This is a genomic window from Lysinibacillus sp. G4S2 (genome assembly GCF_030348505.1).
Taxonomy (GTDB): Bacteria; Bacillota; Bacilli; order Bacillales_A; family Planococcaceae; genus Lysinibacillus.
In genome coordinates, this window is record NZ_JAUCFJ010000002.1 from 3,202,454 (window position 1) to 3,226,694 (window position 24,241).

General features: G+C 33.1%; 31 protein-coding genes and 2 pseudogenes. 2 read left to right on the plus strand and 31 right to left on the minus strand.

What is annotated here, in order from left to right:
- Window positions 1-8: 8 nt before the first annotated feature.
- A complete protein-coding gene (locus QUF91_RS16480; RefSeq protein WP_285394909.1) occupies window positions 9-956 on the minus strand; it encodes an MBL fold metallo-hydrolase in 948 nt (315 codons plus the stop codon).
- A gap of 493 nt (window positions 957-1,449) precedes the next feature.
- On the opposite strand from QUF91_RS16480, the gene proC reads away from it, so the two are divergent.
- Window positions 1,450-2,256: a pyrroline-5-carboxylate reductase gene (proC, locus tag QUF91_RS16485; protein ID WP_289420092.1), complete on the plus strand. Its 807-nt coding sequence runs from the start codon at window positions 1,450-1,452 to the stop codon at window positions 2,254-2,256.
- Window positions 2,257-2,301: 45 nt separating this feature from the next.
- The gene (gene namA, locus QUF91_RS16490; RefSeq protein ID WP_289418579.1) at window positions 2,302-3,312 is read left to right on the plus strand and encodes an NADPH dehydrogenase NamA; all 1,011 of its coding nucleotides are present in this window, start codon (window positions 2,302-2,304) and stop codon (window positions 3,310-3,312) included.
- Between the two features lie 75 nt (window positions 3,313-3,387).
- Here the strand turns inward: namA and QUF91_RS16495 are convergent, their stop codons facing one another.
- From QUF91_RS16495 to QUF91_RS16640, 30 genes and pseudogenes are all read right to left on the minus strand, one after another.
- Window positions 3,388-3,666 (minus strand): YuzB family protein, encoded by a 279-nt coding sequence (locus tag QUF91_RS16495; protein WP_285394905.1) that lies wholly within the window; start codon window positions 3,664-3,666, stop codon window positions 3,388-3,390.
- A 321-nt stretch (window positions 3,667-3,987) separates the two neighbouring features.
- On the minus strand, window positions 3,988-4,455 hold the full coding sequence (locus QUF91_RS16500) for a hypothetical protein (protein ID WP_285394903.1): 468 nt from the start codon (window positions 4,453-4,455) through the stop codon (window positions 3,988-3,990).
- Window positions 4,456-4,617: 162 nt separating this feature from the next.
- A complete protein-coding gene (locus QUF91_RS16505; RefSeq protein ID WP_289418581.1) occupies window positions 4,618-5,115 on the minus strand; it encodes an SMI1/KNR4 family protein in 498 nt (165 codons plus the stop codon).
- Window positions 5,085-5,294, minus strand: a complete 210-nt coding sequence (locus QUF91_RS16510; protein ID WP_289418583.1) for a hypothetical protein — start codon at window positions 5,292-5,294, stop codon at window positions 5,085-5,087. Before QUF91_RS16510 ends, QUF91_RS16505 begins: the two co-directional genes overlap by 31 nt.
- Window positions 5,295-5,533: 239 nt before the next feature.
- Window positions 5,534-6,148, minus strand: a complete 615-nt coding sequence (locus tag QUF91_RS16515; RefSeq protein WP_289418585.1) for an Imm43 family immunity protein — start codon at window positions 6,146-6,148, stop codon at window positions 5,534-5,536.
- Between the two features lie 210 nt (window positions 6,149-6,358).
- Window positions 6,359-6,613 carry a DUF7660 family protein gene (locus tag QUF91_RS16520; protein ID WP_285398330.1) on the minus strand — a complete coding sequence of 85 codons (255 nt, stop codon included), beginning with the start codon at window positions 6,611-6,613 and terminating at the stop codon, window positions 6,359-6,361.
- Between the two features lie 110 nt (window positions 6,614-6,723).
- Window positions 6,724-7,143 carry an SMI1/KNR4 family protein gene (locus QUF91_RS16525; RefSeq protein ID WP_289418586.1) on the minus strand — a complete coding sequence of 140 codons (420 nt, stop codon included), beginning with the start codon at window positions 7,141-7,143 and terminating at the stop codon, window positions 6,724-6,726.
- On the minus strand, window positions 7,140-8,030 hold the full coding sequence (locus tag QUF91_RS16530) for a leucine-rich repeat domain-containing protein (RefSeq protein ID WP_289418588.1): 891 nt from the start codon (window positions 8,028-8,030) through the stop codon (window positions 7,140-7,142). The genes QUF91_RS16525 and QUF91_RS16530 overlap by 4 nt, the downstream gene beginning before the upstream one ends.
- Window positions 8,031-8,145: 115 nt before the next feature.
- Window positions 8,146-8,499 (minus strand): immunity 51 family protein, encoded by a 354-nt coding sequence (locus QUF91_RS16535; protein ID WP_285398333.1) that lies wholly within the window; start codon window positions 8,497-8,499, stop codon window positions 8,146-8,148.
- 60 nt (window positions 8,500-8,559) lie between these two features.
- A complete protein-coding gene (locus tag QUF91_RS16540) occupies window positions 8,560-8,865 on the minus strand; it encodes a hypothetical protein (protein ID WP_289418590.1) in 306 nt (101 codons plus the stop codon).
- A gap of 449 nt (window positions 8,866-9,314) precedes the next feature.
- On the minus strand, window positions 9,315-9,944 hold the full coding sequence (locus QUF91_RS16545) for a hypothetical protein (protein ID WP_289418592.1): 630 nt from the start codon (window positions 9,942-9,944) through the stop codon (window positions 9,315-9,317).
- Between the two features lie 94 nt (window positions 9,945-10,038).
- Window positions 10,039-10,308, minus strand: coding sequence for an SMI1/KNR4 family protein (locus QUF91_RS16550; RefSeq protein WP_285398336.1), 270 nt, complete (start codon window positions 10,306-10,308; stop codon window positions 10,039-10,041).
- A 565-nt stretch (window positions 10,309-10,873) separates the two neighbouring features.
- Window positions 10,874-11,929 (minus strand): hypothetical protein, encoded by a 1,056-nt coding sequence (locus QUF91_RS16555; RefSeq protein ID WP_289418593.1) that lies wholly within the window; start codon window positions 11,927-11,929, stop codon window positions 10,874-10,876.
- Window positions 11,930-12,131: 202 nt separating this feature from the next.
- Window positions 12,132-12,755: a hypothetical protein gene (locus tag QUF91_RS16560; protein WP_289418595.1), complete on the minus strand. Its 624-nt coding sequence runs from the start codon at window positions 12,753-12,755 to the stop codon at window positions 12,132-12,134.
- Window positions 12,718-13,356, minus strand: coding sequence for a hypothetical protein (locus QUF91_RS16565; RefSeq protein WP_289418597.1), 639 nt, complete (start codon window positions 13,354-13,356; stop codon window positions 12,718-12,720). Before QUF91_RS16565 ends, QUF91_RS16560 begins: the two co-directional genes overlap by 38 nt.
- A 309-nt stretch (window positions 13,357-13,665) precedes the next feature.
- Window positions 13,666-14,837 (minus strand): IS3 family transposase gene (locus tag QUF91_RS16570; RefSeq protein ID WP_285397716.1). Its coding sequence is split into 2 segments (ribosomal slippage): window positions 13,666-14,576 and window positions 14,576-14,837, totalling 1,173 coding nucleotides; the frame shifts between segments, so codons are not numbered across the junction.
- Between the two features lie 31 nt (window positions 14,838-14,868).
- Window positions 14,869-15,522: a hypothetical protein gene (locus tag QUF91_RS16575; protein ID WP_289418598.1), complete on the minus strand. Its 654-nt coding sequence runs from the start codon at window positions 15,520-15,522 to the stop codon at window positions 14,869-14,871.
- A gap of 307 nt (window positions 15,523-15,829) precedes the next feature.
- On the minus strand, window positions 15,830-16,639 hold the full coding sequence (locus QUF91_RS16580; protein ID WP_289418599.1) for a hypothetical protein: 810 nt from the start codon (window positions 16,637-16,639) through the stop codon (window positions 15,830-15,832).
- A 172-nt stretch (window positions 16,640-16,811) separates the two neighbouring features.
- Window positions 16,812-17,174: a hypothetical protein gene (locus QUF91_RS16585; protein ID WP_289418600.1), complete on the minus strand. Its 363-nt coding sequence runs from the start codon at window positions 17,172-17,174 to the stop codon at window positions 16,812-16,814.
- Window positions 17,175-17,518: 344 nt separating this feature from the next.
- Window positions 17,519-18,109 (minus strand): hypothetical protein, encoded by a 591-nt coding sequence (locus QUF91_RS16590; RefSeq protein WP_289418602.1) that lies wholly within the window; start codon window positions 18,107-18,109, stop codon window positions 17,519-17,521.
- Between the two features lie 82 nt (window positions 18,110-18,191).
- Window positions 18,192-18,512 (minus strand): annotated as a pseudogene (locus QUF91_RS16595) (DUF2750 domain-containing protein); the annotation flags it as partial.
- 141 nt (window positions 18,513-18,653) lie between these two features.
- Window positions 18,654-19,166 (minus strand): annotated as a pseudogene (locus QUF91_RS16600) (DUF4303 domain-containing protein).
- Window positions 19,167-19,325: 159 nt separating this feature from the next.
- A complete protein-coding gene (locus QUF91_RS16605) occupies window positions 19,326-19,742 on the minus strand; it encodes a hypothetical protein (RefSeq protein WP_289418604.1) in 417 nt (138 codons plus the stop codon).
- 135 nt (window positions 19,743-19,877) lie between these two features.
- Window positions 19,878-20,429: a hypothetical protein gene (locus QUF91_RS16610; RefSeq protein WP_289418606.1), complete on the minus strand. Its 552-nt coding sequence runs from the start codon at window positions 20,427-20,429 to the stop codon at window positions 19,878-19,880.
- 99 nt (window positions 20,430-20,528) lie between these two features.
- On the minus strand, window positions 20,529-21,035 hold the full coding sequence (locus QUF91_RS16615) for an imm68 putative immunity domain-containing protein (protein WP_289418607.1): 507 nt from the start codon (window positions 21,033-21,035) through the stop codon (window positions 20,529-20,531).
- Between the two features lie 100 nt (window positions 21,036-21,135).
- A complete protein-coding gene (locus QUF91_RS16620) occupies window positions 21,136-21,603 on the minus strand; it encodes an SMI1/KNR4 family protein (protein ID WP_289418608.1) in 468 nt (155 codons plus the stop codon).
- Between the two features lie 263 nt (window positions 21,604-21,866).
- Window positions 21,867-22,193: a DUF5713 family protein gene (locus QUF91_RS16625; protein ID WP_289418609.1), complete on the minus strand. Its 327-nt coding sequence runs from the start codon at window positions 22,191-22,193 to the stop codon at window positions 21,867-21,869.
- 63 nt (window positions 22,194-22,256) lie between these two features.
- Window positions 22,257-22,868: a hypothetical protein gene (locus QUF91_RS16630; RefSeq protein WP_289418610.1), complete on the minus strand. Its 612-nt coding sequence runs from the start codon at window positions 22,866-22,868 to the stop codon at window positions 22,257-22,259.
- 382 nt (window positions 22,869-23,250) lie between these two features.
- Window positions 23,251-23,718 carry a sensor histidine kinase gene (locus QUF91_RS16635; RefSeq protein WP_289418612.1) on the minus strand — a complete coding sequence of 156 codons (468 nt, stop codon included), beginning with the start codon at window positions 23,716-23,718 and terminating at the stop codon, window positions 23,251-23,253.
- Window positions 23,719-23,820: 102 nt separating this feature from the next.
- Complete coding sequence (locus tag QUF91_RS16640; protein ID WP_289418613.1) at window positions 23,821-24,162, minus strand: histidine kinase dimerization/phospho-acceptor domain-containing protein; 342 nt, start codon at window positions 24,160-24,162, stop codon at window positions 23,821-23,823.
- Window positions 24,163-24,241 lie beyond the last annotated feature (79 nt).

Genomic DNA, 24,241 nt, shown 5'->3' on the forward strand with positions numbered 1-24,241 from the left:
GTTTAAACCTACTTCCTTTGAAATAAATAGATACCTTCTTCTGTTTTCGTCGATGTAATATAATTATTTGCTTCTAAGTAATCTATGTGGCCGAGCGTTTTGGACAGCGTCAGACCAAATTGACGCTGAAAAATTGCTGGATATAAGCGTTTCGTTACTTGTACTACAGTTAATGGATCGTCCTCAAATAATTCGCAAACCTTCAGAGATTGCTGATGCTGGTGTTCGAGTCGTTTATCAATTATATGAGGAATATCCTCTAACTCTGCACCATGTCCTGTATACATCGTTTTTACTGGTAATCGACGCAAAATTTCAAGTGATTCATTATATTGTAGTAACGATTTAGTCCGTCCTAAAGAACGATCCAACGGTGGTTCAATTAATGGGTTTGGCGTTATTTTTTCAAGCAATAAATCGCCACCGATTACATGATGAGATTTTTCATCCCAGAAGATAAGGTGGCTTTGTGCGTGACCTAATGTTTCAATAGCCTTTAATCCAGGATGTCCTGGCACTTCATCACCATCATAAAGAATTTGTGTTAGTGGTCGTTCACCTACAAGCTCTATTTCACTACGTACATGTGCACTTGGTTGAATATATTGTTGAGGAACACCGTGTTCAAACAAGCACTCACTATAAAATTCCTCGTGATAGCGTAAAAAATCCTCATCATGGCGAAGCACCTTATCGTTATAGGCATGCCCTAAAATTTCTGCATGCGGAAAGGCATCCACCCAACCTGCATGATCTGGATGATGATGGGTTAATACAACTTGTTCAATATCTCTCATGTCATAGCCCGCTGCCCGTATACCCCATTTTAGTGCATCATAGGCATCCATTGTTTTTGGTCCAACATCAAATATTGTCAATGCATCGCCTTTCACAACAAATGCATTTACATCTCCTACTTGATAGGGTGTTGGTATTTCTATTTTATATATAGACAAAAGCTGTCTCCCCCTTTAGTGCAACTAGTGAATAATGATTCATTCTATTTTACAAGTTTTTCTTCCTTTCGTCACCCTCCTGTTGACAGGTTGACGTATTATCAATATAATTTTGAATAATCAAATTATATTGTGCGTTGATGAAGCCAAGTACGTATTTGGTGAAGGTGTATTAGAGAGTGTTACATTTGCTGAAAGTAACATCACCCGCTCCCATTACCGAACCTACTTCTGAGCAGTTATGAAAACATAACCGTTTCCCTTGCGATAAAAGGGCTGTGAGTTGTGCCAATTGGCAAACAAAGGTGGTACCGCGGAAACATTAGCGTTTTCGTCCTTCTATATAAGGACGAAAACGCTTTTTTATCTTCATTCAGCAATGTTTTCTGTAGCGAAAGCGAAGCGTCAGCTACAAATGTTTTCTGTAGCGAAAGCAACGCGGCAGCTACAATTACGCCAAGGCGAAATTGATTTTGAACTGGAGGTTTTATTCATGAAAAAAATACTATTTATTGGTGCAGGCTCTATGGCAGAGGCATTGATTCAGGGCTGGATTAAGCAAAAGGTATTTACAGCACAAGAAATTTACGTCACCAATCGCTCAGACAAAGAACGTTTACATTTTTTACACGACACATATGGTGTGAATTGCAATTTTAGTCATGATATTTATCAACAGGCTGATTTAATCATTTTAGCAATGAAACCTAAGGATGCCGTAGCAGCGATGCATATGTTAAAGCCCAAAATTACAGAGCAATCAGCCGTTCTTTCTATTTTAGCCGGGATTGCTATTACTACTATTACAGAACATTTAGGTACTCGTCCAGTCGCACGTGTTATGCCTAACACTTCTGCTACTATTGGGATGTCTGCAAGTGGGATTGCATTTAATGACAAAGTAACAGCAGCACAGCGCTCAATTTTCTTACAGCTTTTAGAGGCGGTTGGTTCAGTCATTGAAGTGGATGAGGATCAACTACATGCAGTAACGGCCCTTTCAGGTAGTGGTCCAGCTTATATTTATTATTTAATGGAGGCCTTTGAACGAGTCGGTACAAAGGTGGGGCTCCCAAAGGATACTGTACGACTATTAATGACACAAACACTTGCTGGCACTGCTGAAATGTTAAAGCAATCTGTTGACGAGCCTGATGTCTTGCGCCGAAAAGTAACAAGTCCAGGTGGCACAACGGAAGCTGGAATTAAGGCTCTTGAACAATATCATTTTAGTGAGGCCATTGAAGCATGTATTAAAGAAGCTGAAGCTCGATCACGTTCACTTGCAAATAGTAAGTAATGAGTGCAAAATAAAGTATATTACTGGGAATTAGGGGGCTTTATTTTGACTAAATTATTCGAACCTTATCAATTACAAACTATCTCATTAAAAAATCGTATTGTTATGGCACCGATGTGTATGTACTCGGCACAGGATGATGGCCTTGTTACACCATTTCACCAAGTACATTATGCAACACGAGCGGCTGGTCAAGTTGGTTTAATCATTGTCGAAGCTACTGGTGTCGTACCAGAGGGGCGTATATCTAGTAACGATCTTGGTATTTGGGATGACGCTCACATCGAAGGTTTAAGTCAATTAGTTCAAGGCATGAAGGCATACGGAGCCAAAACAGGTATACAACTTGCACACGCTGGCCGTAAAGCAACTGTAGAGGGAGAAATATTTGCACCCTCAGCCATTGCATTTAGCGATGCTTATAAAACACCAACTGAGATGACATTAGAAGACATTGAATATGTTATAGAAGCATTTAAGCTAGCAGCTGTTCGTGCATCTAAAGCAGGCTTTGATGTACTTGAAATACATGGCGCACATGGCTATTTAATTAGTGAATTTTTATCACCTGCAACGAATAAACGCAATGACCAATACGGTGGCTCACAGGAAAATCGTTATCGCTTATTACGTCAAGTTATCGATGCTATTCGCAGTGTTTGGGAAGGTCCTTTACTTGTGCGTGTTTCCGCTGAAGACTATGCAGAAGATGGTACAACAATGGATGACTTTATCATCTTCAGTCGCTGGATGAAATCACAGGGTGTCGATTTTGTGGATGTTTCTACAGGTGGTGTCGTGCAAGCACATATTAATGTTTTTCCAGGCTACCAAGTGCCTCATGCTGAAGCGATTAAGCACGGTGCTGATATCCCAACTGGTGCAGTCGGCCTTATTACGACAGCCATTCAAGCAGAGGAAATTTTACAAAATAATCGTGCTGACTTAATTTTCTTAGCACGCGTTCTCCTTCGCGAGCCCTATTGGCCACTACATGCTGCTAAGGAATTAGGAAAAGAAGTTCAACCTCCAGTGCAATACGTACGAGGTTGGTAAAAATAACGGTATAGTGACTATTCACTATAATGTAAAAAAACAGCTTGTTGATTTATGTTAACAAGCTGTTTTTATTCAATAAAGAGGATTTTGTGTAATTTCTTCATCAATTGCCTTCACTAACGTCTCTGCATCATCTGCAGTGACGACTTCTCCATTGACGATAGCGAAGATCCCTTGCTCACAAATTTCACAATGCGATGTACAGCCGGATTCTTCAATTTCAATATCAGATCTTTCAATTAATACATCATAGGCATCTGCTGCACCCAGGGATAAGTTTGTAATACAAAACTCCACTCTATTTTTCAATTGCTGTGGCTCTTTCTTTTTCTTAAAAAGAGAAAATACCATCTTTTGATTTCCCCTACTCTCTCAAACAACTATCAATTAAAATGAAATATATTCCATCCTAAACAAATTTTATACGTTTGATTTATTTAGTTCTGTAAAGCTGAATGCATTAGTTAAAAGCTTTAAGATTAAAACCTCTAACGTTTTAGCAAAAAAGCCTTGTCCTAGATGAAGTGAGACAATAAATATGCGAAATAATAAACCTATTTTTCCCCAATCAACACGCCTGTTAAAAAAACATATTTAAAGGTGGTCTTTTGAGTTATTCTTTACATTTGTTTTGCAAGTAAAAGTAAATACTAATAGTGCTAGAATAAGCTCTTAACTGATAAAATTATATAAACCATTCACCTTTTCTTCATGAATAACTTCCAACATATTAAACAATAACTTAACATTGTTACTTTTATTTCCATCAGTTAAAATAGTATAGATATAGTTATGCACTGGACAACAAAACGTTTCATCCTCAGAGACTACACAATAACCTCTATTTTCATTTTTCTCTATATGCCTCCATTTCCAACCGTATTTTTTTTCTACAATAAATCCATATAATGAACCAATTTCAAATGCTATCTCTTCCACTTCTTCGTCTATTAATTTATTATCTCTATAATGAGACAACGCTGATTTAATATTGTCGAGTGACATTAAATAATTATCAATATCTACTATTTCTAATTTTTCCTGACTCAAAACAGATAAACGTTTTATTTCATCCATTTCTTCACTTTTTAATGTGCGCACTTTAAGATCATCCTGACAAACTAACCAATTTTCTGGCATGATTCTTCCCCCTGGGAACTTCTTCAGATTTTTTTGTTTTAACTTTACTTGTAATTTTTCAAGTCTTTATAATTGTTTCCTAGTTTCCATTGAATCTACTTCCGTGCTATATATGTAATAAGGGCGCTGTACAGATTAAACCTCTACCTCCCGTAATTTCAACTAACCGATATACAAATACTTAATCAAATTTTCAACATACTCTTCTTTTTTCAAAATATTATTCAAAGAAGATTTTAACATTACAATAAAATCATCATAGAATTCAAAGGTTTCTTCGTCCATTATCTCTCCTTCAAATTTCTCATGCACTAATACTAATATCACCGAAAGAGAATCTAGAAAATCCGAAAAAGAATCTGCAACTGGAAATAAATCACTCGTTTCATAGCTTGCTAAAACAGGTGAACCTTCTTGGTTTGTAACAACTACAATTGGATCATCATCCTTGTCTGCTAATACAATCCAATTTGGATCCCAATTTGGATTTTCATTTTTCTCGGATCCAATCCATCGAAATCCTTCTTGCCTACGCTCCAAATTATCAGGTGAGTAAAGATAAAGGTCAATATCTCCAAAATCGATACCTATACCGTCTAAATGATATCCATCATCTCTAACATCACAAATTATTTCGCATTTTTTATAAAAATATTCCAATATTCTAATTCCGGAGAAAGCTGTATTTCTTTACTTATTTCTAAAGTTGAAAAATCTGATCTGTAATGAAATTCTCCTGTTTTTATAACAGGTGAACTTCTAGGAAATTTTTTAGTTGTTTGTATAAAACGTTTTAACGCTTGCTCTACGCTCGACATACTAACTCCCTTTCTTTTCATTAATTTCAAAGAACCCCTTGCTTAATTTTGAAAAACATCTATAAAATAAAATTACATCTAAAATAGGAGTAACAATAACATCCGGTTTCTAGGATTCATGCTACTCTTTTGATGTAAGTTTAAATTTCATTCTAGTATAGCCATCAGTATTAATTTCACATTAACATACTACTCACAATGATAAATACAACAGTTTTTCTTATTTTTTCAATTTCTGTTTCTGAATAATCGCTATAATGCTAAGGTTTATACACATCAGCTTCATTTGAAGGGACAAAGATAATGCCCTTTAATTTATGTTTTTCAGCTTCTTTTTTAAATTCTTCTGAACAAAATAATATACTTGAAAGGCTTGTATTATTTATTAGGAAAACATCTGGGAGAGTATTTGATTCTTTCAGCTGTAAATCCCATATTTTTTTTATACGTCCATCTTGCTTATAAAATTCAATATTTGATTTCTCCATATCTATTACATCTTCTAACCTCTCATAAAATCGCACATAATAATATTCCTTTGAAGTTAGGCTTTTTTTATGCCTGTTCACCATATGCAATTTAGTGTATTGAAAATTGGCAACTCCAAATTTTAGTAATAATTTTAGAAATTCTGAAGATAAGAAAAAACCGTCTCTATCCCATCTCAAATCAAAATCATATTTTATATCTTTTGAAACAAACCATAATTCTTCAGGCAGTTCTGTTTTAATATTTCTTGTGGTTCTCCATTCCCCTGCATCAGAGTCTCTCGCTTCAAAAGGATCTTTTTCAAAGAATTCTGTATGCATAAGCCCTTCTAGGTAAGTAGGACAAAATATACCTTCTTTTTTAAAAATCGCATATGTATTTCCCATATTAAAAATGCCATTCCCTTCATTTAAGATAATCTACTATTCAGTGTTTTCATTTTAGTTTTTTCAAAAATAATATTCTTTCATACCTTCTTTCAACTCAGAACTGCTAGCTGTTTTGGTCCCCTTGCCGTACAGATGAAGGAATAATCAATTAAAAAATTTATTCAATTCTCGCATATGTAAAATTACAATGATTGTTAAAGCATGTTGTTATTCATAGATCTTACCGACATAAAATACGGTAGCTAAGAAATTCCAATCAATGTTATTTGGTACGGGTAAACCACTATTTATATAATAACCCTCCATAGCCTCTATCCATGATTCAATTGCTTCAAGATAGTTATTAATAGATTTATTTTCCCATTCATCTACATTAAGTTTAAAATCCTTTGAAAGCATATTTAAAAACTCTAAAAATTCATCCTTTGTAGCCACTTGTTCGATTTTCTCATAAAATTCCATATATTATCACCTTTCCATTTTAGCTTTAGGGCCTGCGTACAATTTGAATTAAAAATAGCTCTTTACGTTACACAACGACAATATTTTTTCGCCATTTTTATCCTTTCACACTAATCTTGTTGGTAGTATTCAGGATCTTCGATAATCTTTAATAAAAATTCCTCAAGAGAGTTTGCAATCTTTTTTTCGTTATCATAGACAGCATTTTGTTCTTCATCAGTTAATCCGATTGAAAAAGGCACTGATTCCCATCCAGTAAAGAAAACTAATTTACTATCTTCATCGTAGTTTGGATAAGCATCAAAAAAACCTTGTCTTAATCGAAAATCCCTAATTGATGCGGGACTCAATACACAATTTTCGTCAAGATCTTCGTCGCCCACAAAAGACCCGTAGCCGATCTCCGTCAAAAATAGCTTTAGATCTTTTGGAAAAACAATACCTAGTTCATCTTCCACTCGTTCAACTTCATTACTTTTTATTTTGGAAAACTGTAGATTAGAGTTATCTTTAATAAATGAAAATTTCATTGAGCAGCCCTCCTTTCATTCTGCAAGTTAGACTTCCTTTCTTGTAACAACTTATTGATTTCATCTTTTTTGTGAGAGTAATGTCTTTTTTCAGGATGAAATGCAACCTCTCTTAGTGATGGAAACTCTAACAAAGGAGATAAATCTCCACTTTTACAATTCCAAAAATTTATTTTATGCAAATTTTTCATAGATTTCACAAATTCAAGAGAATCAACATCTGAAACCTGTAATTCTTTTATAGTACTATTCCCTGCCAAAAATGTTAGATCAGTGATTTTTTTACATTTTTCAATTTGGAGTCTTTCAAGTCCTTTTAGTTTATTTAGAGCGTGTGCATCTTCTAGATTATTTAGATACTGGAGCCAACACCATTTCAAGGAATCTAAATCCTCTATTCCTGTTAAAGATATTAGCTTAGTCGAGGTGTCAAGACGCAAAAATTCTAATGATTTTAGTGAACAAAACTCTTTACAATCTGGTTTAATATATTTAATTGCGTATAACCTTTTTAAATTTATTAGTTTGTCTAAATTTAGATAGTAATCTTTTTCAACAACAACCTTCTCTAATTTTTTAAAATAGTTCAAATCAAGCTTTATTGGCTGACCTAGTGTGACTTCTGTAAGATTACATAATGTAGATAATGCTTCAATATTTTGATACTTGGATAATTTAAAATTATCGCTAATCAGCAATTTATTGATAAATGTTTTGTTGTTGAAAGATGAAAAATCTAAGTGACATTTCAAATCTGTTGCCAGATTCAAATTACGGATTCGAATTGAATGGTGATTTTCTTTCTCAGCAATCTGTATTCCTTCCTCAAGGGAAAGTGGGTCTATCTCAAAATAGCCAATACTATCATTAAATGCATAGTTCATCATTATTCACACCCCTAATTATCTGGCTCACCTCTATAGAATTCTAAATATATCTCTGGTTTCAAAAAATGAAAATTACGCATGCTTCGCCCTATAAAACAATCTGAAAAAAACACCTTTAATCCAATTCTGCACGAGAAAATAAATCCGTAATTGTCGATTCATCTTCACATGTATTTTTAAATGAAATAGCAAACTTCTCTAATGCTTTTTTATCAAAGGAATAAGCACAAAACATGCTGGCTTCGGAATCAAACTTGACAATACCTTTTAGTTCGGGCATTTTTTCTTCAAGAAAGACAATCGCCAAGGATTCCCAATCATACCCTCCTCCTTCAAATCCCTCATCAGATCGTGTATCAAAAATCTCTTGCTTATATCCCCCAACATTTAAACATAACGACGCAGAACCCCTATCATGATCCACCCAAAAAAACGGAGCTATTTTCTCTTTATCATTAATTAAATTCATCTTAAACCTCCACCAAAAATTAAATTTTTAGACCGTTTGCTTTTGAAATAAGTAATAGCATTAATAACGTAAATTATTGCCGTATTTTTCTAATTCAGTAAAGAGTTCTTCAGCATTTGCTTTAATGCCCTCCCTATATTTAGATGGTATTTTTTTTTCGCATCTATTAAACCAATCGTTAAAGGTTTCTCTCCATTCTTTCGTCTGATATTGTTTAATCAAAACATTTGCATTCCCAGGAAATCTTTTTGCGAGCATTACTAAAATATCAATATGCGCTAACATTGCTTGATATGGTTTATCGCTATTCTTTAACCATTCATAGTTTTTATTTATTTCTTCAATTGGGATTAATGTATCGTGCATTTTCAAATTCCGCAGCTTCATTTTCTTCAGGCTTCGTTCCAAAAATTCTCAATTTTATCATCCCCCTATGAATTAAAATTTTTTAGGTTGACCTATTCTCTAAACCTTTTTAATGGATTAAAATCTATTTTTCTTTAATCCATCCCCTGTTTTCAATAGAATCCACTTCTATTTATTATCTTGCCTTAATGTGTTTGCAAAATTCCAAAAGTCATTATCAGTAAAAGGGATATGAAACAGAGAAAAGTTCTCGAAATCCTCGGAATAACCAACCCTTCTATCCTTTACTCTTTCTTTTAATGATGTGGAAAATGAATCCCTTGTAGCTCGTCTTGGCGGATATAACCTTTTGCCTGATTCAGATACAAATTGGCGGATGATTTTAAGACCACGGAATAGATTCCTATATATTTTTATATCCTGTGCTTGAATCCTATCTCTTATAACAACTAGGAATATTGCCAATATCCTACTATTGGATTCTTTATCGAATCCTCCGTCACGATTGCATACAAATACACAGCACCAAACCCAAATGGAAAACTAGTTCTTGAATCGAATAACCCATCTGGATAACCGTCCTCATCAATTTGACACAAGAAACTATATTTATCTTTTTCTAATTCTGTGTAATAATATTCTTCTTCTTGGATAAGGAAGGGGTTTCCTCCATATTTAATAAAAAAAGGTGTATCGAAAGCTTGTTCTTCACTCACAATAATACCTTCTGATATATAGTGTTTAACTATTCCAAATTCGGTATAAGTAGAAGCCATACTTTCTTCCGAAATCGGATGTTCGAACACGTACAATGAGCAGTTTGGATAAATATTTTTTGAAACACGATTTTCGTACTCTTTTGGTATAAAGATAGAAATCATGTTATTTTTATCTACCGGACTTACAAAACAAAGATAGAAGTGATATTCAAATTCAATTTCACTAAAAAGTTCGCTTTTATCGTCGAAATATGCTGGAGCATTTCCACCAACCCATCCATTACCAACATTCTGGTTCTTATCTAACTGAAATATAATACTTTCTTTTCGCTCAACTAAAATGTTATTTTTATTCTCCATATTATTTATCCAAATAACTTAATTCGGATTTTTCACTCCTTTATATTTAGTTTAATTCCCCATCTCCACATTTATTCTATTTTGAAATACCACGCTAAAAATACATGGGAAGTGCACCCCTATTTATGAAATCTAGGTAGCTTTCTTCTAGTAAAGTTGAGTTATTTTTATATTTTATTGAAGAAAACGCGGCAATTTCTGTTTCAAGGTCAATATCTTGTGCATAATAACAAGGTTTAACTGGAACTCCACCATTAAATTGTAAATAATGTTCTTTCAGCTGTTCTGGTAAATTAAATCCCAATTTAGTTTCTACATCGTTTAAATCGCTTATTGTTAGTTGAGTAGAACATTCTATAAACATCCTCTTCACTCCTCGGAGCTACTTACATGTCATTTTTTCTTGATTCATTAAGAATTCCCTATTTATAGCCATAAAGTGATTGGGCGCATGGCTAGACAATCTTTTACATCTAGCAAGACATAGTCCGTATTCAGCCTCCCAAACGCTTACGCCTATATTATTACTAATAATACTATAAATTACTTTGTTTGTAATTCCGGTGAAAGGAAGTCTCTGAATCAGAAACAAAAGTTTCAAGGCTTTTTACATTTCGGAAGCCGATGTAAAACAAAAAAAACATATGCAAAAGAAGGATTTAATACCTTCTCGCATATGCTTTGAAAAAAAGAGCTTCCCATAATGCTGGATAAAAAAATTAAGAATATATATAGTGAAAAATCGTCTTCAACTAACAAACCTAACCTTATAAACTTTTTAACAGCTAATATAGTAACCGAACTGTTCTTTGATTTCTACAAACTTCAAGTTTAAAGTTAGTTTCCCAAATTTCAATTTATACGCTAAACGACCGCTCCTCATCGATAGCTGCATTGTTGAAGGATAAACATTTAACGCACTCCATAATTTAGAAGAAACTATAGTTAATAATCGGTTCGATATTTTCTACCTTTTCTTCCCTTCTTTGAAGAATATACATAGGAATTATTTCGTTTCCGAGAGCACCTGACCAAGTACATAGCGAAAGATTAATTTTTTCACCAGCACCTTCCAATTGTATTTTAGGCCATTCTTTTTCTAAACATGCAGGCCATGTAAGCAATTCGTCGCCAGGAATAATCGATAACTCCTTTATCTCTTTTTTAATCTTATAGGTCCCACTGACTATGCATTCATCAAATATAATTGAATTATTCATCGCTTGAATATAATAATGCCAAGGTTTAATCCCCCAAGTAATAATCAGCATACCTTCTTCAAAACATTTATCAACTAAATCGGTTGTAGTAAATAAATCAACAAGATTATTTGGCCCATTACCAACTTCATTGCTTATAAATTCACTAAATAGCTTAAGATCGACCATAAAAAAACCTAGATTCCCCAAGCTTCCGTAAACAGAAGAATTAGCAAGCTTTTTGTTTCTATGAATTTCAATAGAGTTTCTAAATATCAGCACATAAACCGTAATTGTATCAATTTTTTGTTCATAATCTGTAAAATACTGAGGGGCTTCAGATGATAAAAAATCAGGCTGATGAATCCCTTGTCGAAAAACTTGAATCTTCATATCATATTTTCCGTTTAATTCTATACAATCCTTCAGATAAGAATTTTCCCCTTGTAATATCCCATCCCTTAGAGCTTGTTGAATAGTCTCACTTTCGTTATTATTAAGTAACTCGAATTCATTTTCATATGTATAGCGAATAAAATCTCTTTCCAAAAACGATACATTTTCATACATTATTTCTTTTATTTGTTCACCTAATGTAGTGGGGTCCAACAATAATTGGTTTTCATTTCTCACTTCTTCAACAATCAATTTAAACCTACAAATATCATATTCGCTAATAGCATCATTAAAAGGGATTTCTAGTGTTAAACCTTTAGTTTGCAATTGTGCATTTTTTAAATGACTGGAACAATAACCTTGTTCCAACCACAAAGCCGTATTTTTCATTAATTTCACCTCTGACATAGAATTAGATGCCTTTTTGAAAGTTTTCCAAAAGGTAAATAATCAATATTTTAGTTAAATGAAAAAGTAGCATTATAATCCAAATTCTTATGATTTATGCTTCTCTTTTTGGGCTCTACAAGTACACCTTCCAAATAATACCTTAGTAGTATCAAAAAATCAGTAGACCCGTTCAATACCGTTTTTACGAAGAAATAATATCAATATATTCTTTATATTCTAAAGGAATTGGTCTATCAAAAATCAAATCTTTTAAAGGATCTACATTTTTCCCAAACTTATAACAAAGATATAATCGTTCATTAAATTCTGCATAAATCCTGACATTGGTTAATTCATATTTATCTATGGTCTCGCTATCTATTACAGGAATTGAAGGCATAATTATTTTAGTTTTATAACTACCTGTAGACATATATTCTTCTATTAACCTCCCCCCACCTTGACCCAGTATCAATACTTTCCGCTCATTTGTCGTTCCTTCCCATACAGTAACATGTCTACTTCCCATACCTAAAGATTCTATTTTATATTTTGAAAGTTCGAAATTTGTAAGGGGTTTTATGCTTTGTTTATAAATATTACTATTCTTAATAAACTGTCTTGTTACAGTCGTACTAAATAAAATAGGAACTTCGTTTAAATTAACATCCCCCCAATTATTATCGTCACTGTATAAATCAAAAATCAGTAATTGAGCTTTATTAATCATTTGTGCTAAAACATAAATATTGTTCTTCCTATCTTCATCTTTGCACCTTGTTTCTATACTAATGACTTGATTCGCTTTCCAAATATTTTTCGTCATAATTTCTAAATCCTCTTTTCAACTTCTCTATTACATCTACATAACGATTATGTGTGGTTATATCTAGTTTTGAAGAATTAATATATTTAGTCAAAGTGTCAGTAATAATTTCTATTTTATCACTAGGAATTTCATTAATTTTCTTTTCAATTACAAATAAAAAATTGTCCATGGAATATACTTTAGGTGGAATCTTTGCAGTCGAAATAATATAATCCCATTTCCCTTCATATTTATCAAATTGAGGCATGGATATTATTCGTGATGCGACTACGAACTTTATCTCATTACTATTAGACTCGATATGTTTAGACAAAAAATCGTAGATCTCTGGGGTATTAACATTATATCTTTGAGAAATTCTCGTTATCGCCCTTAAAAACCAAACTAAAATTTTTTCATCGGAGTCATATTTGCATGCTATTTCCACTAATTTTTCAACAATGAACGTATCTGAAAAGAAGGAAATTGTCTCAACTCCCATCTCCACACATGTTTCTTTATTAATTTTCTTTATTAGTGGCAGAACTTCGCTTGGTGAAGTCACTTCTAATTCATCCAGTAATTTCAAAAATTCTTTGCCATATTCTAACTTGGACATTTAATCCCCCCATGCCAATGTAATGTTTTCCCCTTTTCCTTGGATCTTATCAATATCCGTCCAATTAATTTTGTTCTCACGCATAAAGCGGCTACAAAAGGTGTAGACAAAAGAGCATGCGTATGTTTATCTTTTGTCATGTTTCACGAGAACTGCCAATATCCAACAACAGAATTGATACTATGTCAAGAAAATGGACAGGGAAAATTGAGATTTTGCTTTAAATCTAAGCGCGCTATCGCTTGCTCGCCTCACAAATAATTTAAGGGGCGTAACCCTTAAATTATTTGTGAGGTTAAAAGGGTTTAATTATATGACCTTAGTTTTTTGTGAAGTTTTGAAATATTGCTTTTCGTATGCAATGGGCGACATATAATTTGTAAAAGAATGGATACGCTTGTAGTTATAAAAACTAACGATGTATTCAATGATACTTTTCTTGGCCTGATCTCTCGTTTTATACTTTTCATGAAAAACTAACTCTCTTTTGATGACGCTATGAAATGACTCGATACATGCATTATCGTAACAGTTTCCTTTTCTACTCATACTTGTAATCATTCTGTTAGTTCGTAACACTTGTTGGTATTCCTTCGACGCATACTGGCTCCCACGATCTGAATGATGAATGAGCCCAGGCGTTGGAGTCTGAGTTCTGATTGCTCGTTTTAAGGCGAGGATCACTAATTCCTTTGTCATTCTCTCATCCATTGCCCAACCGATGATTCGTCTTGAAAACAACTCCATAATCGTTGCTAGATAGAGCCAACCTTCACTGGTCCATATATACGTAATGTCAGCTACCCACGCTTGTCCAGGGCGTTCTACTTTAAATTGTTGGTCTAATAGATTTGGATATACTGGTAGATTATGTTTTGAATTCGTCGTCGCTTTGTATTTTTTCACTGTTTTTGAGCGAATGCCTTCTTCTTTCATAATTCGCGATACTGTTTTTTGCGATACAGAGACTCCTTCTGAATTCAATTGTTTTGTAATTTTCGGACTACCATAATTTCTTCTTGAGTCCAAATACACTCGTTTTATTTGGCTGGTTAACTTTTCTTTCCGTTCTTTTTGATTACTCTTTGGTCGGTTCAGCCACTCGTAGTAACCACTTCTTGAAACACCTAATACTTCGCACATCTTTGCCACACGGAATTCGTGTCGGTGCTGTTGAATAAAGTTGTAAATTACTTCCGGTCTTTCGCAAAGATGCCCATAGCCTTTTTTAAGATGGCATTTTCCTCTTCTAGGTCACGTATTCTTTTTTCTAATTCTTTATTTTCCTTATCCTCAGGCTTTAAATTCCCACTACCAACAAATGCAACTTCGCCATCTTTACTAAATTTCTTTACCCAATTGTGTAATGTCTGTTCTGCAAGATCCAGCTCACGTGCAACCTCAGCAACTCTCTTGCCACTTTCAACTAATTGTACTGCCTCTAATTTAAATTCTTTGTCATAACTTTTTCGTTTTGTCATCTTAGACACTCCTAGTAAATTGTTAAGATTATTATACTTTATAAACTCCCAATTCTCTGTGTCCATTATTTAGACTAACATCAGAATTTGTAACATTCTCTTCCGTAATTTGTGCATATATGTATATGGCACCATATGAAAATGGATAGTTCCCATGAATAAAATCATCTTCTTCTGGATACCCTTGTTCATCAATCTGAAATAAAAACTCAAACGAATCAGCTACTAAATCTTTAGTATAAAAGTTTTTATTTTGGATGTGTTCAGGAGTTCCGCCAAATTTCACTAAAAATATTTGATTATCAATTATGTCGTTATTTATTACTTCACAATCACCAATCGCATATTTCTTCATATTTGGATTAATGAACATATCTGTGCTACTTTCATAAGATACAGGGTGTTCGATTAGTAGAACTGCACAATTAGGATACTTGTTATTTTCTAAGTATTCATCATATTCTCTAGGGAAAAAAATTGTAAACATCATTGTTGGATTTAGCGGATTAACTAATGATAAGAAAAAGTAATAGTTAGAACCATATTTACTTTGAAAATCTTTCTGATCATCAAAGTACGCTGGGGCATTCCCACCAATCCAACTAGTATCACCATCAGTGAATTTTCTCCCCATAAAAATCAGCGCGTTTGATCTATCTCTCAATAAACTTTTAAAATTCCCCATCGACTGGCTTCTTCCCCTTTCCAAGCATTACAAAGAATGAGACGTTCATGAATCATGATTACTTTACATTCAAATCGTTCATCTCTTTTACCTGGAAGTGCTGCCTACTTCCTTAAACAAACGAAAATGTTCATATTGGTTTTGACATTTATAACTGTTGAGAAGTCCATCACTCACATGCCTAAATTATACCAATTCTCTAAGATAAATATCTATTTAGGCATTAACCAAACCTATCAAATTATTATGGTGTCAGTGTTGTTTATATTTCAATTCATTAAGAAGAGCAGCCAAATTTTATTGATCATTACATAAACAATTTTTGTAATTCCTCATATTCATCAAACCAAAATTTTAGTGCATCTTGATTTATACCGTCTCTCCCTTTCCACCAATCCACGGGATATAACCAATCTGAGCTATGTCTAGATCTTGGGGCCAAACCAAGATTTGTGAATTGATGTAAAAAACCTTTATGCTCTTCTGTTTCTAAAATACTACAAAAACCAAGAGTCTCCAGTAATGCTTTTCTTTGTTCTTTATTTGATTTAAATCCTTCAATTTTTCCAATCTTTTTTTGAACCTTAGATGGTGTATCATTGCTTTCAGCATTCCTAATGATCTCAATAATAGATTGAAAGATATCAAAATCTTTTATTATCGGCCTTACATGCGGAAGCTTATTATGCTGTTGAAGTATAAAAGCCAAATGATATATTCTTCCGCTAATAATTGCTCCTATATTAAACCGAATACTATTTATAAACGAAAAATCAACTAACTCGTTCGGTCTACTTGAACAAACAATACAATTTGCCCCATTAGACTCTTCGGAATGTTTTGGAAACACTTTCAAAATGTTATATGCTGATAACCCACTTCTCCAATCTAAACGACCTGAACTTAAACTTGATAGAAATAGATCTGTCATATTTTTCTTCTTACACTTATTTAACTCTTGAAAAGCAAATTCTATTGTTTCATCATGTGTTTGAGTAATACTGTCAAACATATAACCTGCATCCTTAGCAAATTGAAAGTCCTCCTCTGAAGTTTCATCTGGATGAAGTAAGTCGTATTCCGATAAAATTTTGAGAGCCTTTTTATTCAACTCCATTTAGGTTCCTACTTTCTATCCGTTTCTATTAAAATTTTATTCATCAAAAGGCATTTCACTTTCTGATTTGCACACTATCAAAGCGATATGCAGTCTCGTCTAGCTGTTTTGATTTCTCATATTATGATAAAAATAAATATTTCAAACACAAAAAACACATGTAAGGAAAAGGTTATGCGTTTTCTTTACATGTGTTTTTTATTTCAAGTATTTCATATACAATAATCCCTCCAAGCCCTATTGAAGAATCAAAATAAGAAATTTGATAACTACTCATCATAAAACTATTTAACTCTGGATATTCTTCCAATAAAAATTCAGGAATCATTTTTCCGTCAAACGTTGAAAATTCAAATATGACATTTTGCTGTTCAAAGGAAGTGAGTTTCCAAAAGATAGGGTTAACAAAAGTAATTACGTTACCAATATTATTCATAAGCGAAAGATATAATTCTAAACTATCTTTATTTTTCTTTATACAATAAATCTCTGCATCATGGAATTTTTCATTGGTAGACTCTCGCAATACATTCACCAACTTTCATCAAGAGCCATTTTTGCCTCAGAAGAGAATTACCAATCGTGGTGTTATTTACATTTATTCCATATGTATTCAATTCACTTAAAGATAAAGTCTTCAATAACATCCTAATCAGAAATTATTCCTCTCTCTTTCAAAAACAAAACCCAATCATCCTTTTCAGAATTCGGGATAACCTTACAATATCCAGATCCAAAAACATAGTTTCTTAAAAAGGAACCTTCTTTTAGGCAATCTAAAATTTTTTTAATAAATTATTATAGTTTTTTTTGCTTTTTAAAAATCTTTAAGTGAGATTTTGTATCCGGATTACCTTATGTTTGTAACTCTGTTTTGAATCAATTAACTTTTCGATTTTCTGGATCGACTACAAAATTATACTCATCGATACTCTTTGTAAAATCAAAGTGGAGTAGCTTTTCAGTAGCGTTAAAATTAAAAATATAGCCAAAGTCATTATTTGATTTCAAATTATTCCCACAGTAACCTGTTATTCTAACAGAGTAATTGTTCTTCGAAATCTGCACACTGTTACAATTGTCGTAACCCTCATCTTTTATATCTTCGTAGTTTAAGTAATAATTTTTATCCCAATCAATAATAGCAGAGATATCCGATATAATAAGATTTCCACTAGTAACTTGTAATGGAAAAGGGTTTGTCTTGAAGATATGATTTTTTTCAGGTATCACAGTATTATCCTGTTCAAGGTTAATTATTATTTGATAGTGATCATCGAGTTCTGGAATTTCGTATATCGGAATAATGCAGCCTTGAGAAATTACTTCCTGACCTATTTTTTCATTGTCACAAAAAAGTTTTAGCAAATCGCTTTCGACAATGTTATTTTTCTCTAAATAGTTATTTAAAGTTAAAGGATCAAACATTACTAGCCCAGGAGCATATAACATCAATTTTAATTTTTTCATCACCATTACCAACCCTTTTTTACAATTCTTTACAAATATTACCCACTAATTTTCCATCATCCATATTTTACAAGATCATAGTCTATTCTAATTGGGAACATTCATATAATAAATTATTTTTAAAGTCATCCGCAGATACTCTTATAACTTCTTCATCTTCTGGAACTTTGAATACAACTACATGCGTTCCGTCTTCACACAGATTAGGTAATATTTCATCTAAAAGTGTATCTATATGTATTTTTTTAGTTTTACAGTTTTCCCATTCATCTTCTATACATTTCATAGCATATTCTTCAAATAGCCAAATAGGCATAGAAAGATTTCCTTCTTTATCTGATGTAGTAACAAACCCTTCATTTAATATTAAAGTCCACGGCTCTTCCCAGTCTGCAATTCGTTTTACAGAATAAACATATCGATCTTTAGCCGATTTTTTATCATGGCTTTAAATTCTGGACTTGCTTCAAATTCATTTCCCATATAATCAATTAGTAGCCCTGAAAATATCCCTAGCTGCATAATCTTGAGTAAACTAACGGCTTTAATCCCATCTTTTCACGAAGCTACCCATTACATTTTCTGAGGTCAGCAACCCCGCTGAATAATTCTCGATCATTTCTGCTCGGTCATCATCAGAAATAGATATAAATATTGATATGTCATCTTTCTCATGACAAAACACACCCTCATTGTGTAATGTAAGCAATGTTTCAGTCATTGTTTTATAAAATCTCTCCTCAAACTCCCGAAATCTACTGTCTTCTATAGATTCCCTCTGCTCAGTCAAATAGTCTGAAACTAAAACTATCTCACTCTGCTCAAGATCGCTATCATCGTATTCCCATTCAGCAGGAACCCATTTTATAGTTTTGTAAAAAACTTCATCACTTAAATTCTTTGACCGATTCTTCTGAGTATACTTATGTTATTTACTTTCCATCTTTTCAAAAGTATTTATCGCTAAAAATACTGTCATAGCATCACTATCAGTTACTAAACAAATAGCATATATTCTTTCGTTTCCAATAATTTTTTGACAATCCTTTAAAGTCACTTCTAACTGCCATGACTAACCTTTCTCCAAGCTCATCAAAAAATTCTTTCATGGATTAAAATTCCCCTTGATATCAGTTTTATTACTGCTTTGAATACTAATAAAATGTTAATTCTCTTGTGTTCCAAATTGTAATTTCAGCATATTACTATACGTGACTCAAACTATTTTATAATCAATAAGAATTCCACTAGAAATTATCTCGATGTAATGATCATTATTTTGGATTACATAATGAAAGTACTTCTTTTTATCAAAATTTCTCCACTCAGCATCTTCCTCTTCTCTTAGTTTTATCAATGATTTTAGCCAAGTTGAATTAGGTACCATTAAGAAATAAGAACGAAAACTATGTTCCTTTTCATTAGGATAATAATTTAGCATTCTATTTCTCTGAAACCTAACCGCCCAAATTGATTCAAATTTTAAAACTCCTATTTTCTCCGAGTAGACCCCTGGAGAATCCCAAATTTTAAAGTAGCAATACATAATGTCCCGAATATATTCTATGTTCATATAATCATTTGGAGCCATCCATTCTTGTAACTCTACTGCGATTGCTTCATCATTTAACATATTTATTATCCTTTGCATTTACTACTGTTCATCTACAACAGGCTCACCACTAAAGTCTTGTCTATATTATTCCCATCAACCTATTTTTATTTTCCAAAGGGCTGTTTATATAAGTTTCTATTTTTTATGTAAACATTACCCTCTCACGTCCCATGCCTGCATATAATCAAAGATCATGGCCCAACCGTCCCTAGGGCTACCATATTCCCATAGAGGTCCCGTAATTTTATCCAATTGACAGAGCTTTTCCTGATATTGCGTCACCATGGCTTGACGCTCTTCTTGCGTATAGGCGTTCAAACGTTCGTCACTTACCTTAATTCGCATATTATGCAGGAAGTTGATCATGTCACAATAAAGTGAATCATCCTCAAACATAATGAAATCTGGGAAAATGGCAATGACTTCGTCAAAAGCATGCTTCAAATGCTGCAAGCCAAATTTCGCCAAAACTTCGGGAATATATGGCACAAGATGTGGCTGATATGCGATGATACCGTCCCAGCCATCACACTGCCAGTTACTGATCGTATTGATGGCGATATGAAGTTGAAATAACTCTGGCGACACCTTCTCTTGGATGGCATCCAGTTCGCCAATCTCCCATATTTTATCGGATAATTCCGCCAAACTCATTTCATCTGCAGGGATTTTTCCATCCCATATCTCATTCAATCCAATACTCATAGTTACACCTCTCCCGGAATTAGAATCCTGCTTGTTCTCGCTTCTCTATTTTGATAGTCCAAAATAACTTTTCCATGTACATCTTCAATCGTCTTAGTTTTACATGTTTAGTTCTGTTAAAATCTCCTTGCATATCTTTGCAATTTCTCGCATATCATCTTCCGGGCAATACTCCGCCAAATCATAACTTAAAGGGTGACGAATAAAATCTTCCAATACTCTCCTCAAAAAAGCCATTTCTTCTTTTTCCACTTTTAAAGAAATAACAGCATTTTTGTTCATGATGCTGCCAGCTAAATCCGTTAGATGAACCTTACCGTTTTTTTGACATTCCAGAATAATAGCCGTAATATCTATCAACAAATTGATCGCACAGCCTATATCTTGAAAAAATTCTTTTTCTATAATCAAGTAAATGTCTTTCGTTTGGCGTAAGTCTTTTATTTCCCGAGCATTATTCAGTTGAAAGTCTTGAAAAATATTTTTAACGTTTATTTCTGTTAGAATATCTGACTCAAATTCTCTGTCAACTAAATAGTCGATTAAAGTGCATGTATCATCGGTTCCGCCAATGTATTCTCCCCACCATCGCTCAATGTACATCATCGCTTTTCTGGCCTCCTCCAAAGTCTTATTTGTTCAGTAAATTTGGAAAATTAGTTGTCATATGTTTTGGATTCTCAATATCTATCTTTTTCATTTAATATCAGAACTCATATGAGTCGTCTTCAATTTCGTCATCCAAACATTCCTCAAGATCATTGATAAATTCCGTAAAACTATTTGCTAAAAACTCAATACATCTGTTAGTCACTTCTCCTAAATCTAAATAAATAAGGACCACTTGCTTTGAATCAAGGTCTGTACAAAAAATATTCCCACCTGCGTCATTTGCAAACGGTAGATACTTTTTTGGAATAATATCCCTACCCTTGAAATCCAAATATCCTTTTTCCAATGTGTACCCTATATTGTTATCAAATTTAATTGGAAGGAAAACATGCACCCTAGTTTCCAAACCTGAATCTTCTTCAAAAAAGCATGGTTTATTAGGTAAACCACCATTATATTGAAGGTAATGATTCTTCAACTCTTGGGGAAGTTGAAAGCCTAATAAGATTTCAACCTCTTCTAAATCTTTTCGTGTTAGCTGGAATGAACAATTATAAAACATTTATATAACCGCCTTGTAATATTTGTTTTTGGAGTATCCACCATTTTGCACCTAAGTAAAGTTTCGAATGTCATCATTACACCCTATATTGTGTTGTAAACATCACGAAAATCAATTATGTATTTTTTATAAACTGAATTTCAGATTTTAGGAGCTTTCTCTCCCACAATAGGATAACCAGGTAAAGCCTTATCAGATTTCGACAAACATACTTTTCTAAACACAGTGAATCAAAAAGGAAGTTAGGATGCCATACAAATTTTTCACCAATCTCGTTCTCTAAGAGCTTCTTCAATATCGATATCAATCTCAAAATATTGTAAAATTTCTTCTACTGTTAATCCGATTGAATCCCGTGCAAACGTTTCTATTTCACTGTCATTTTCATAAAATTCATTCTGTAGCTCATTGATCGCTATAGTCATTTCGTCTAACTTTTCCTGAATCTCTTCCACTGTATGAGTGCTCTCCTCAATAAAATGAACTACTTTAACAATATGCAATTTAAGTTTATCCACTAAAAACGTTGGAAAAAAAGTATCCTCGTACATATCTACTAAATATTTGAATTCAGAATCAAGTTTCTTCACAATATTTCCTCCTTTGATATAAAAAAATAAAAACTAAGCTAATTTTTTTCAAAAAATTTTCACCTATTCATACTTTGGAACCCCAGAATTCCACATTTCTTCTACTGTTTTTAACGGATAGTCATCTTTACCAAGCAATCGCTGTTCTTTTAATGGATCGATCCAACGGCTATTTTCAAAAGATAAAATTAAGCGACGTACAAATTCATAACCCGTGTTGTAGCCAACAATTTCATAATTATTTAAAATTTCCAAGTCTTTTCTATCGATATTATATTGGATAATTTCATTACCCATAAGACCCTTATCACCGACTGTGGGATCAATTCTCACCAAATTATATATAAGTTCATCATCACTAAATTCCGATCGATTTCCCCACTGTCCTCTGTCACTACTAATAAAAATCTCTGGCATAGGGATATTCAAATTAGGTTGGACATTTTTTACTTTCCCTACTGAACACTTTTTAAAAAACGCGTTTAAAACCATACATACCCCAAAAGGTTTTAAATCATTTAAGTCATGTGGCTTCTCATTAAAATTATTTCTTTCACTCGAGATATTAAAAAATGCAACATATGGAATTTCTAATAGTTGAGCAATGATATATAAATTATCTTTTAATTGAATTGAATGTATATCGTTTTTCTTCCAGCTAAACCTTTTTAACATACCTACACCCACTCTTTTAAAGTCAGACTATTCTTTTAACTCTGCGTATGTGTGTTATCAATTTCTTAAAATCTTATCTAAAATATGATTCAATCCATCCCAGCCACATTAAAGTTATATTTTCATCTTCGCATGGATTAAACTAGAGGCAGTTAAAATTCTATCCATCAATCAATTAAGATCCCCTTTTCTCCTAATGCAAGTCCAATCCAAAATGTTTTAGGTAAACGTAAAGTTATGAAATCGCCATATCTTAATTATCACTACACATACTATAATTACCATAAATTGTTCTATATTTCCACAAAAGTTATAACATTTTTCCAGCCTTTCGATCTAAACGTTTATAGCCAAGATGCAATAAGCTTCTTGGCTACTACTATTACAAATTCTTTTTTATGGACACTAAAAACTCAATCATGTCATTTTCTATTTTGGCTGTTGCACTTCCACCTAATTTTTCTGCTAGTAGCCTGACAATAGATAATCCTAGTCCAGTATTTTTACGTCTGGAATTGTCTGTTGTATAAAATCGATCAAAAAGCTGGTTAGGATTTAGTTGACTATTTTCGTCAATCGGATTCCTAAAACAGTTATAGGCATGCTCTTCATCTAACCACAGCTTGATAGTGACGTCACCTTGCGCATGCATGATGCTATTTCGTACTAAGTTTAGGACAATTCGCAAAAGCATTTCTTCATCAGAATTAATAATGAGCGGCTCAAAATCAGGCAAGTTGACGGCTATTCCTTTTTGTTCAAATTGTGCAAAGGCACCAGCAATCGTTTCAAATACGATATTTGATAAATTCATATGATCCTTTTTAGGCTGATCTTCATTACTCAGCAAATAGGAGTACTCAAAAAATGTTTCTACTAATTGCTCTAGCCTTCCAACATGTTTTTGTGCAACTTCAAGCTTTGTAAGCTGATTTTCTGTTAAAGATTCTTGTCAAAGCATTTGTTGATAGCCCTTTATCGCAGTTAGAGGTGTACGAAAATCATGAGAAATGTTTGAAATCATTTCCTTATAATATTTTTCTTCCCGTTTAATATACGACCTTGATTTTTGCACTTCGATTAATACGCGATTAATATTTGCCACGAGTCGATTTACTTCTTTGTTTAATAGCTCTACGCTAATTGGCTGTGTGTATTGCTCATAGAGACGTTGTGACAATTGTACGTTAATCTGTCGTAGTTGCCTTTGTATATAAAAAATATAAAATAGTAATCCTACTATGATTACAATTGCATTTACATCTTCATGATCTTCAACCAGTAAAATTTTCAATACAATCACGCCTTTTTAATATAATCTCTCATACTATATGAAACTTAATAGCTCATCACCATATCGTGTAGATGATTTT